12 protein-coding genes and 1 other RNA gene are annotated in these 11,490 nt (G+C 55.9%); 10 read left to right on the plus strand and 3 right to left on the minus strand.

Annotated elements, in window-relative coordinates:
- Window positions 1–38 precede the first annotated feature (38 nt).
- Entirely contained in the window at window positions 39–1,256 is a 1,218-nt protein-coding gene (locus tag ACXLHR_RS05975; RefSeq protein WP_458792483.1) for an aminotransferase class V-fold PLP-dependent enzyme, read from the minus strand.
- A gap of 261 nt (window positions 1,257–1,517) precedes the next feature.
- On the opposite strand from ACXLHR_RS05975, the gene ACXLHR_RS05980 reads away from it, so the two are divergent.
- The gene (locus tag ACXLHR_RS05980) at window positions 1,518–3,329 is read left to right on the plus strand and encodes a BCCT family transporter (protein WP_458790603.1); all 1,812 of its coding nucleotides are present in this window, start codon (window positions 1,518–1,520) and stop codon (window positions 3,327–3,329) included.
- A gap of 76 nt (window positions 3,330–3,405) precedes the next feature.
- On the opposite strand, the gene acuI is transcribed toward ACXLHR_RS05980, so the two are convergent.
- Complete coding sequence (gene acuI / locus ACXLHR_RS05985; protein WP_458790604.1) at window positions 3,406–4,389, minus strand: acryloyl-CoA reductase; 984 nt, start codon at window positions 4,387–4,389, stop codon at window positions 3,406–3,408.
- Between the two features lie 181 nt (window positions 4,390–4,570).
- Between acuI and ACXLHR_RS05990 the strand changes: the two genes are divergently transcribed.
- From ACXLHR_RS05990 to ACXLHR_RS06030, 9 genes are all read left to right on the plus strand, one after another.
- Entirely contained in the window at window positions 4,571–5,614 is a 1,044-nt protein-coding gene (locus ACXLHR_RS05990; protein WP_458790605.1) for an ABC transporter substrate-binding protein, read from the plus strand.
- A 94-nt stretch (window positions 5,615–5,708) separates the two neighbouring features.
- Window positions 5,709–6,062: a transfer-messenger RNA gene (gene ssrA, locus ACXLHR_RS05995) on the plus strand.
- Window positions 6,063–6,128: 66 nt separating this feature from the next.
- Window positions 6,129–6,878 (plus strand): phytochelatin synthase family protein, encoded by a 750-nt coding sequence (locus tag ACXLHR_RS06000; protein WP_458790606.1) that lies wholly within the window; start codon window positions 6,129–6,131, stop codon window positions 6,876–6,878.
- A gap of 38 nt (window positions 6,879–6,916) precedes the next feature.
- A complete protein-coding gene (locus ACXLHR_RS06005) occupies window positions 6,917–7,564 on the plus strand; it encodes a DUF1194 domain-containing protein (protein ID WP_458790607.1) in 648 nt (215 codons plus the stop codon).
- A gap of 2 nt (window positions 7,565–7,566) precedes the next feature.
- Window positions 7,567–8,823 (plus strand): chromate efflux transporter, encoded by a 1,257-nt coding sequence (gene chrA, locus ACXLHR_RS06010; RefSeq protein ID WP_458790608.1) that lies wholly within the window; start codon window positions 7,567–7,569, stop codon window positions 8,821–8,823.
- A gap of 53 nt (window positions 8,824–8,876) precedes the next feature.
- The gene (locus ACXLHR_RS06015) at window positions 8,877–9,347 is read left to right on the plus strand and encodes an SspB family protein (protein WP_458790609.1); all 471 of its coding nucleotides are present in this window, start codon (window positions 8,877–8,879) and stop codon (window positions 9,345–9,347) included.
- A gap of 70 nt (window positions 9,348–9,417) precedes the next feature.
- Window positions 9,418–10,809, plus strand: coding sequence for a class II fumarate hydratase (gene fumC / locus ACXLHR_RS06020; protein WP_458790610.1), 1,392 nt, complete (start codon window positions 9,418–9,420; stop codon window positions 10,807–10,809).
- Window positions 10,806–10,982: a DUF4169 family protein gene (locus tag ACXLHR_RS06025; protein WP_458790611.1), complete on the plus strand. Its 177-nt coding sequence runs from the start codon at window positions 10,806–10,808 to the stop codon at window positions 10,980–10,982. The genes fumC and ACXLHR_RS06025 overlap by 4 nt, the downstream gene beginning before the upstream one ends.
- A complete protein-coding gene (locus tag ACXLHR_RS06030) occupies window positions 10,979–11,197 on the plus strand; it encodes a ribbon-helix-helix domain-containing protein (RefSeq protein WP_458790612.1) in 219 nt (72 codons plus the stop codon). The genes ACXLHR_RS06025 and ACXLHR_RS06030 overlap by 4 nt, the downstream gene beginning before the upstream one ends.
- Here the strand turns inward: ACXLHR_RS06030 and ACXLHR_RS06035 are convergent.
- Window positions 11,188–11,406, minus strand: a complete 219-nt coding sequence (locus tag ACXLHR_RS06035; RefSeq protein ID WP_458790613.1) for a hypothetical protein — start codon at window positions 11,404–11,406, stop codon at window positions 11,188–11,190. The two genes, ACXLHR_RS06030 and ACXLHR_RS06035, sit on opposite strands and share 10 nt — an antisense overlap.
- Between the last annotated feature and the right edge of the window lie 84 nt (window positions 11,407–11,490).

An 11,490-nucleotide genomic window follows, 5' to 3' on the forward strand; every position in this document is an offset into this window, starting at 1 on the left:
TCCCGCATACACATTGCAGGAACCAGCATAGCGCTCCCCTACAGGACCTGATCTAGCGCGGAGATCAACTTATCAACCTCGGATTGTTGCGTGTAATGCACAAAACTGACGCGCAACACACCCAAGTTTGCATCGACACCCAGCGCACCCAACGCGCGGCCCGCGTAAAAATCGCCGCCTCCCGCCATAATCCCCAATGGCGCCAGCTTTGCAGCCACGTCATGCGCGTTCCCCTGCAACGCCATTGCCACCGTTGGCGCACGTTTTGCCGCTTCACGCGGTCCAATCAACCGCACCGAATTCTTTGACGTCACATAATCCAATATCGGCTGTGCCAAGGCAATCTCATGCTCCCGCATCACATCATGCGAAAAACGGGCCGCGCCGGCACCCTTTCCGCCGCCATGATGCGCCGAGAACGCCTCGAAATAATCTGCCATACCGGCCGAGGCCGCCACCTGCGCATGGTCCGGCCCCGCAGGGGTGAACCGCTTATACAGAGTATCACCGTTAAAATGGTGGCCCTGATTAGGCAGATCAAAACCGAAATCCTCGCGGATCACCATGATGCCCTGATGCGGTCCAAAGGTCTTGTAAGCGCTGAATAGATAGACATCACAGCCAATCGCACCCACATCGGGAAATCCGTGCGGCGCGTAGCTGACGCCGTCGACGCAGACCCGCGCGCCCGCCGCATGGGCACGCGCGGTAATATCCACCACATCATTGATCGCCCCCACCACATTAGAGCAATGCGGAAAACAGACCAAACGCACATTTTCATCCAGCAGATCATCCAGATCATCAGGGTCCAGCAAGCCGGTTTGCGGATCAATCTGCCATTCGCGGACTTCAAACCCTTCCTCGGCCAAACGGCGCCAGGGACCACTATTGGCCTCATGATCCTGATTGGTCACGACAATGGCGTCACCCGGTTTCAACCATCGACGCACGGCATTGGCCAGCACATAGGTATTCTGCGAGGTGCTTGGGCCAAACGACAGCTCGTTTGTCGCGACCCCCAGCATCACCGCCAGACGCCTGCGCGCCTCATCCATCTCTGCGCCCGCCAGTTGCGACGCCTCGTAGGGCGCATAGGGCTGGACCTTGCGCTGCGTATAATAGCGGTGCAACCGGTCGATGACCTGTGCGCAGGTATACGATCCGCCCGCGTTTTCAAAAAATGCCTGACCGTTCAGTGACGGCTGCGAAAAAGCGGGAAATTGGGCCCGAACCCATGCAATATCCATATCCATCTGCCCACCAAAGGCCAAAACACAAAGCGGCGCAAGTCCGGACAGGCACGCAGGGTTAATTTTCATCCAACCGCACATAAGCCAGCGCAACGGATGCATAGCGCCCCGCGAATACCGCCCCAAAACCGCAATTTGTCAGGCTGGACTGCCACAAAACTGGCCTTTTCCGGTGAAAACTTGAACTTAGCGACCTTGGGATGTTATGTGTCCCCCCCGGCCAGCCTCGCGCTGCGCCACAAAATATAAAAGGAAAGCGTATCAATGAAAATAGAGGCTCCATTTACGGAGATCGATATCAACACGCAGGACACCGGCTTTTACAAAGACAATAGCTTGCCGATCGCCCTGCTCTCAAAGTCAATAATCGTCGCACTGGTTCTGTGGGCGCTGTTGTTTCCGGCCAATGCCAACGCGACACTTGGCAGCTGGAACTGGAAACTGCTCGAAATTTTTAACAGCTTCTACATAATCATTGCAGGCTTCTTTGCATTCTTCCTGCTGGTCATCGCTCTTCTGCCACAAACAGGCAAACGTGTGATGGGAAAAGAAGGCGAAAAGCCGGAATTCTCCAATTTCTCCTGGTTCTCGATGATGTTTGGCGCAGGGCTAGGCGTGGGTCTGATGGTCTTTGCGACCGCAGAACCAATCGGGCTTTGGGGCTCGAACCCTGAAATTCTGTCCGGCGCTGTCGAAGGTCGCACCCAAGAGGCGCTGCAATCGGGCTTCCGCTACACCTTCCTGCACTACGGTTTTCATGCATGGTCAATCTACGTCATCACAGGACTTAGCCTCGCCTACTACGCCTATACCCGCGACATACCTCTGACGATCCGCTCTGCACTGACCCCGCTTTTCGGACGGCACATCAACGGTGTGCTTGGTCACGTGGTCGACGTCCTTGGCGTTGTGGCAACCATCCTCGGTGTGTCCGTCACAATCGGCTTTGGCGTCTCGCAATTCATCGATGGTGTCTACGCCATCACCGGCATGCAGTGGATGATGGACATGTCTGGCGACGTACCCGAACCGGGCAAAGTCGGACTGATCGCAGGCTTGGTCATGATCATGGCATTGTCGATCATCTCGGCGGTGTCGGGCGTCGGGCGCGGAGTGAAATACCTCTCGAACCTGAACCTCGTGTTGTCGCTCATCCTGCTTTTGACCTTCGTGGTCTTCGGCTCATTCTCCTTCGCTCTTTCGACCTACGGCGCGGCATTTGTCGACTACATCGTGCACTTCGCACAACTCAGCTTTGGAACGTGGTTGCCACAATCCGGCGCCGACTTCAGCGCCGCTTTGCCAGAAATCGCCAAGCCTTTGATGGCGGATCTGACCGGCGCACAAGGCGCATACGGCAGCTACGACAGCTTTGTCGCAGGACTAACCGGTGCAGCGGCCGAGCTCGACGAGACAACCTTGCAAGCGGTTTACGCCGCAGGCGAGCAAGGGCGTCAATTCGGCTGGCAGGCAAGCTGGACTACGTTCTACTGGGCTTGGTGGATCGCGTTTTCCCCCTTCGTCGGCTTGTTCCTTGCACGCATTTCGCGCGGACGCACGGTGCGTGAATTCATCGTCGGCTGTGTGCTTGCACCGTCACTAGTGTGTTTTGCATGGATGGCGATCCTCGGCGGCACGGCAGTTGATCTGGAACTGACCGGCGACGCCAACGGCATCATCGCAGGCGCGTCACAAACCTCGATGTTGTTTGTGACCTTGGGTCAGATGATCTCTGGCGGGTTCCTGACAGGCATCACGGTCATGTGCGTTGTTCTGGTCATGACATTCCTTGTCACATCTGCTGACTCGGGCATCTTGGTGCTGAATACAATCATGTCGGGTGGCGAAGAAGAAACCAGCATCAAACACCGGATCGTCTGGGGCTTAATCCTGACCATTGTAATTGGCGCGCTGATCATTGCGGCAGGCGAAAACAACCCGATGGAAGCGCTGAAAAGTGCGATGATCATCGGCGCGCTGCCGTTCACGATCGTGATGGGCTTGATGTGCATGGCCCTGATCAAGGCGTTCTACCGCGATGGGCTGCGTGACAAACACGGCACCATCGGCGAATAAACCAACACCACTTTGAAACTCAAAAAGCGCCGCAGTCATCCTGCGGCGCTTTTATTTTTGACACGGTCCGGTGCGCTCATGCGTTCACATCAACTACGATACGGCCCTTGACCTGCCCTTTCAAAATACCAGCCCCCAAGGCCGGCAAATCCGCTAGCGTCGCAGGCACAATCATCGCTTCAAGCTTGTCCATCGGCAGGTCGCCGGCAATCCGGTCCCATGCACGCACACGGTTATCATAAGGCTGCATGACACTATCAATGCCCAACAGGTTCACACCACGCAACAAAAACGGAATGACCGTTGCAGGCAGGTTTGCACCACCCGCCAGACCGACCGCCGCCACACTCGCCCCGGACTTCAACTGGCCCAGCACACGCGCCAGCATCTCGCCACCCACCGCATCAATGCAACCGCCCCACAGCTCTGCCTCCAATGGCCTCTTTATGGTCTCGTTCAACATCTCACGCGGCACAATCTGGGTCGCCCCCAAAGACCGCAGATAGCTTTCGGTCTCGGGACGCCCCGTGACCGCAGCAACCTCATGACCCAACTGCGCCAAAATCGCTGTGGCCACCGACCCGACACCGCCTGACGCCCCCGTCACCAAAACCGGACCATCCTTGATCCCCTGATCCTCTAGCGCCATGACCGCCAACATCGCCGTTAGCCCTGCCGTGCCAACCGCCATCGCTTGCCGCGTATCCAGACCCGCAGGCAGCGGCACCAACCAGTCGGCATTCACCCGCGCCTTCTGCGAAAATCCGCCCCAGTGAACCTCGCCCACACGCCAGCCCGTCAACAAAACCTTGTCGCCTGCCTTATAGCGCGGATCATCCGACGCCTCGACGGTGCCTGCAAAATCAATGCCCGGCACATGCGGATAATTGCGCACCAGACCGCCACCTGGCCCAACACATAACCCGTCTTTGTAATTCACCGTTGAATAGGCGACCGCCACCGTCACATCACCCGCCGGCAGATCATCCAACGACAGCTCTTGCACAGCGGCGCGGGTGTCACCCGCATCATCTTTTTCAACCACTAAAGCTTTAAACATATTTATCTCCCGTTTGCATAAGACCTGCCCGCATGGGCAAACTTTGGGAAATTTATGACAGAGGATGAATAGTGTTACAAACAAAAGCTTTAAGCACAAAATCCCTGCCACCAATTGACACTTGCGAGCGTCCCGATCGCGCCCTAACCTGCATTCAAATAACTCACAGGGAGAACTTAGCATGAAATTCACCACCCTTCTGGGCGCTGCGTCCATTATTGCGCTGGGCACAGGGCTAGCAGCCCAAGACGCCGAACTGTTGGTCTTTGATTACGCGGGCTTCGAGCTGCCAGAGTATCACACCGGCTATACCGCCGCACACGGTCAAAGCCCGACATTTGCGTTCTTTGGCGACGAAGACGAAGCGTTTCAGAAAATCCGTGCAGGTTTCCAAGCGGACGTCTCGCATATCTGCGCAGGCTCTGTGACCAAATGGGAAGAGTCGGGTATCATAGAGGCTTGGGACACATCCAAGCTGACCCATTATGCTGACCTTGATGCAAACCTTACCGGCACCGATATCGGCGCGGGCGGCGAGACATTCTTTGTGCCAACCGACTTTGGCTCCACGGCCATTGCCTACAACCCTGACGAAGTGACCATCGAAGAGGTCGCATCGCTGAACGTGTTCAAAGACCCGCAATATGCAGGCCGCATGACATTGCCCGATAACGTCGACGACGCCTACGCACTTGCCTATCTCGCAACGGGTGTGGCCAACTGGCAGAACGCCACCGACGAACAGTTCGAGGCGGCCTCGCAGTGGTTGCGCGATGTGCATCCAAATCTGCGCACCTACTGGACTGATCCAGCAGAATTGGCGCAGATCATGTCGTCGGGCGAAATCCTGATCGCTTGGGCGTGGAATGAAACCTATCCGGCCATGGTCGCCGAAGGTCGTTCTATCGCGTTCCAGCGCGAAGCCACAGAAGGCTCTTCGCTTTGGCTCTGCGGTTATGTGAAACTGAAAGACGGCCCCGGTTCGGACGACAAAGCCTACGACTATCTGAACTCGTTTCTGGCCCCCGACAGCGTGATGCCGCTCCTTGAAAACGGCTACGGCTCGTCGAACAAAGTGGCCCTGAACGATCAGGTCAGCCTCGAAGATCTGGAACTCAGCGGTCTGGAGCCAATCGACGTGCCAGTGCTTGCACAACTGCCGATGAGCAATGAAAAACGCGAGCGTCAGGTCGAGACTTTCGAAATGATTAAAGCAGGCTTTTAAGCCCCCGCTTTGATAATTCATGCAAAGGGCGGCGCATCTGCGCCGCCCTTTTTGCAAGACGCGCACAAGACGTGTGCAAGACGCAAAAAAGACACCTCTTGCACAACGACCAAAGACGTCCTATCTTACTCTTGTCCTTCGGGACTATGAACATAAACGCGCTTGTAATAAGCGGATCGGACCCGGGGGCGGTACCCGGCGACTTCACCAGCACCCTGCTCATTTGGCATCTGTGGGGTCGAAATAGGATCGACGAACGTCTAAAGAGGTTAGCTTTGTTTCGGTGAGTTACCACCGTTATCGGTACAAAATTGTATAGTTGCAAATGACAACCGTGCTCCGGCTATGGCGATGGCTGCTTAAGCAGTCCTCGTTGCCGAAACTTAAGTCCTTGCGTTTAGCGACGTAAGGCGGGGTTCGCAGGTACCTGGCAACAGAAACCTGCACTTACCCTCTTCCCAAGGTGATATTTCTGGCGCTACACTTCCGATCATCCCTTTGATTGGAGCGCATCATGCGTCTATTCCCCTTCGCCTTGACTGCCCTTATCGCGGGCAGCGTTCCTGCCCTTGCGCAAGACGCTGACGACTACGCAAAGCTGGGCCCGAACGCCGTTACCCTTACCACAGATAGCGCCTATTTGCGCAGCGCCGCTGCCCCCGATTACTGGGCGTTTTCGCCGTTTACCAAGCCACAGTTCAGCACCTCGGCCTGCTCGATTGCGACAGTCACCGCCGCGATCAATGGTATTAAAGGCCAGCCTGCGTGGGCGTCACAAGCCATCATGTCGCAAACTGAACTGCTAGAGGTCACCGCCAATCCCGAATGGTCCGCACTGTCGGCAGAGGGCGGCGACGGCGTGACTTTCCAGCAGCTGGTGGATTTCGCCACCCTCGCTCTTGCCGCCACCGATCTAGAGCGCAACGTGGTATCGTTCCACCCGACACAAGCCAATGACGCGACCCGCACCGAGATGGTTAACATGCTGGCCCTGAACGAAATTACCGCCGACAACGCGCTGATGATCTACTTTAACCAAGGCGTTGTGACAGGTGATTGGGACGGCCCGCATATCTCGCTCATCGGGGCATATGACGCTGACCAACAGCGCGCGCTGATCTTGGAAGTCGACCAAGAATGGTACATCCCGTATTGGACCCCAATCGATGTTCTGTTAGAAGCCATGGTCAAGCCAACCTCAGCCGAACACGGCCCACTTGAGGGCGAAACCGGCGGCTTGGTCATGATCGCAGCGGCTAATTAAATCGTCATTCACCTCTCAGGAGCGAGGCACTGTTTCACATGCGCACCCTCGTTCCTTTGATCCTGTGTTTGCTCGCGCCGCCCGCTGTCGCCTGCGATACAGCACTTCTTTTGGCCATCGATGTGTCGAACTCGATTGATACCGCTGAATACCGCCTGCAAACCGACGGGCTGGCAAATGCGCTGCGCAATCCCGAAATTGTCGCGGCTATGCTGCGCCAAGAGACCGCCATCGCCGTGGTGCAATGGTCTGGCGAAACCAGCCAAGACCTTTCGATCCCATGGACCCAAATCCGCAGCAGCCTTGACGCTGCACGGATCGCTGATACCGCCGAGCGGATGCCACGCACATTTGTGCTGTCGGACACCGCCCCCGCCGAGGCGATTTTATTCTCGCTGGCGCAATTTGCCTCTGCGCCCGTCTGCAAACACCGTGTCATCGACATCTCGGGCGACGGCACCGCCAACGCAGGCTCTGAGACCCGAAGCGCCCGCAACATTGCTGAGACAGCCGGCGTCACTATCAATGCCATCGCCATCGAAAGCATGGGCCTTGCAATCACCGGGTTCTTCAAGCGCGCCGTGATTACCCGTAACGGATTTGTCATCACCGCCCGCACCCACCGCGAATACCCCGACGCTATCCGTCACAAAATTTTGCGCGAACTTAGTCAGGCTTTGGGTTAATAATGTCGGCCTACTACACCCTCATCCGTGTATTCGGACGCATCGGATTGTTGTCCTTTGGCGGCCCTGCGGCACAAATCGCACTTATGCACCGCGAGCTGGTCGAGACCCGCGCGTGGCTGACCGAAGCGCAATTCTTACGCGCCTTGTCATTTTGTATGCTGCTGCCCGGCCCCGAAGCCATGCAACTCGCCACCTACGCAGGTTGGAAACAACGCGGCATCCTTGGCGGGTTGATCAGCGGTGGTTTGTTCGTCTTGCCGGGTGCTATCGTCATGATGATACTCGCACTCGGCTACGGCGTTTATGGATCACTCGACTGGATGCAGGCGGTGTTTCTTGGCGTTAAAGCCACGGTCGTCGTCATCGTGATCGAGGCGCTGTTAAAAGTCTCCAAACGCGCGCTCACATCCACGCGACACGCCATCATCGCAGCACTCGCCTTTGTCGCCCTGTTCTTTTTCAATGTACCGTTTCCGATCGTCATCATCATCGCAGGGCTGATCAGCGCCTTTGGCACACAGGCAGCGGCACAAACGCCAACAGCCAAACTGCCGTGGGCAAACAGCCTGCGGATCGTCCTCACCGGCGCGTTGCTTTGGGCAGCGCCCATCATCTTGCTCTTCGTTACCTCCCAAGATTTTTTGTTACAAATCAGCCTGTTCTTTTCGAAGCTCGCTGTCGTCACTTTCGGCGGGGCCTACGCGGTGCTGGCCTATATGACGCAAGAGGTCGTGGTAAATTTCGGCTGGGTCAGCACGGATCAAATGATGGACGGCTTAGGCCTCGCTGAAACCACCCCAGGGCCGCTGATCCTTGCCACACAGTTCATCGCGATGATCGCAGGTTTTACACAGGGCGGCATCGGCATAGCACTGGCCGCAGGGGCATTGACGCTCTGGGTGACGTTTGTGCCCTGCTTTATCTGGATATTCGCTGGCGCGCCGTTAATTGACTGGCTGGAAGGCCGCCCTAAAATCTCGGGCGCACTGGCGGGTATCACCGCTGCGGTGGTTGGGGTCATCGGCAATCTGACACTTTGGTTTGCGCTGCACGTCTTTTTTGCAAACATCAGCAGTGTCACCTTAGGTCCACTCAACACCATCGTCCCTGATCTACATAGTTTTCAACCCCTCCCCATGATACTGGCCGCACTTGCAGGTTACCTGCTGCTCAAACGCCAGTGGAATATGGTTGCGGTGCTATTTTTATCGGGTTGCCTCGGCCTGTTGGCGCTAACAGTCGGACTGCCCCTTTAATCCCGCTTCGAATCTTATATGCTACCGGTATTATTCTCATGGGGTGCTGAACTGTGACCGGAACTATTGACTACGGCAATTTGATGCACCGCGCGATGCGTGGGCTGATTCAGGAAGTGTTAACAGGGATCGCCAGCAATGGCCTGCCCGGCGAACACCATTTCTTTATCACCTTTGATACAATGCACCCCGACGTTGAAATCGCAGATTGGCTTTCTGACCGGTATCCGGGCGAAATGACCGTGGTGATACAACATTGGTTCGACAATCTGCTGGTCACCGATGAAGGGTTCACAATCACGCTGAACTTTGGCGACAACCCTGAAACGCTTTATGTGCCGTACGATTCGATCCAGACTTTTGTGGATCCATCTGTTGAATTCGGGCTGCGGTTTGAAACACAACCACCCCATGACACCGACGACGCCCCAGAAGCGCCGATGGACGAAATGGTCGAAACTGATGCCGAACCCGCCGTGCGTAAGGATGCAGAGGTCGTCAGCCTGGATCAATTCCGCAAGTAATCCGTCTTTTTGTTGCTTGCACAGCCTTGACGCTGTAAACGGCATACAACCGCATACAATAGGTGATGATATGACCACTACACGCACAGAATCCGACAGCTTTGGCCCCCTTGAGGTGCAATCCGACCGCTACTGGGGCGCGCAAACGCAGCGCAGTTTGATGAACTTTCCCATCGGTTGGGAAAAACAGCCCGTCGCCATTGTGCGCGGCTTGGGTGTGATCAAACAAGCCTGTGCTATTGCCAACAAAGATCGCGGCAAACTGGAGGCCGATGTTGCCGACGCGATTATCGCCGCCGCCTCCGAAGTGGTTGCTGGCAAACTCGACGATCACTTTCCGCTGGTGGTTTGGCAAACGGGCTCTGGCACGCAGTCCAACATGAATGCCAACGAAGTCATCTCGAACCGCGCGATTGAAATGATGGGCGGCGTGATTGGTTCCAAAACGCCTGTTCACCCAAACGATCACTGCAACATGGGCCAGTCATCCAACGACACATTTCCAACGGCGATGCATATCGCTGTCGCAATGACCGCGCGTGATGTTTTGATCCCGGGCTTGGAAAAGCTGCATGCCGCGCTGGAAGCAAAACAAGAAGAATTCAAAGACATCATCAAAATTGGCCGCACCCACACAATGGATGCAACGCCGCTGACTTTGGGTCAGGAATTCTCGGGCTACGTTCACCAAGTCGCGATGGGTATCCGCCGCGTGAAATCCGCCCTGCCCGCGATTTATGAACTTGCGCAAGGTGGCACGGCTGTCGGCACTGGCTTGAATACGCCCAAAGGTTGGGGCGAAACCGTCGCCGCGCATATGGCAGAAATCACGGGTCTGCCTTTCGTGACGGCACCCAACAAATTCGAAGCGTTGGCAGCCCATGACGCATTGGTAGAAATGTCAGGCGCGTTGAAAACCGTGGCTGTCAGTATCTACAAAATCGCTTGCGACATTCGGTTCTTGGGCTCTGGCCCGCGCTGCGGCCTTGGCGAACTGATGTTGCCAGAAAACGAACCCGGGTCCTCGATCATGCCAGGCAAAGTGAACCCAACCCAAGTCGAAGCGATCACGCAGGTCTGCGCCCATGTGATGGGCAATGACGCAGCTGTTGGATTTGCAGGCTCGCAAGGGCATTTCGAGTTGAACGTGATGAAGCCAATGATGGCCTATAACGTATTGCAATCTATGCAGCTTTTGGGTGATAGCGCCGTGGCGTTTACCGACAATTGCGTCGTTGGCATCCAAGCGGACCGCACACGCATCGAAAAACTGATGCGCGAAAGTTTGATGCTTGTGACGGCTCTTGCGCCCACAATCGGCTACGACAACGCCACGAAAGTGGCCAAGACCGCGCATAAAAACGGCACGACACTCAAGGAAGAGGCGATTGCGCTAGGCTTTGTTGACGAAGCGACATTTGACAAAGTTGTGCGCCCCGAAGACATGATCGGGCCTAAATGAGCGTCGTAAACTTAAATCAGGCGCGCAAAACCAAATTGCGCGCCGAAGATAAAGCGAAAGCCGACGAAAATGCCGTGCGCTTTGGACGCACCAAAGCCGAACGTATTTTGGAAGTGACAACCGCCGCCAAAACCCATGCGCGGTTGTCGCAGCACAAATTTGAAGATGAATGACTGAGCGTCCGGTCAAACGGTCCCTCACCTTGCGCGGCCACCGCACAAGCGTATCCTTGGAAGACCCGTTTTGGCAGGCATTTCGCCAAATAGCGGTGGCAAATAATCAAACCGTCAACGGCCTAGCCGCGCAAATAGACGAAGCGCGCGGCGATGTCGGACTAGCCTCTGCTATCCGACTATATGTGTTAAAATCGGTTCAAGGTCAGACGTGATTTGGCGGATTAATAATATCGCGCAATTTCGCCAGTTTATGGTGCTTACCGAAGCCTGATGTCGCAAAATTACGCGGCTTGCGTTCGTCGCGCGTCACCGGTTCGCGCTCGTATGGATCATAGCCGCGATCGAGATCAGATCCCTCAACGAGAGATTTCCAGATCACGAACGCGCATTTACGCGTCTTGTTCAAGGTCATGAAACGCATGGCCGTACCCCACTGAATCAGTCCCCACCGATGTTTTGGTTCACACAAATTCACCGCAAAAGTGTGGAAAAGTGAAAGCCGAGC

It is taken from the genome of Yoonia sp. MH D7 (assembly GCF_054439475.1).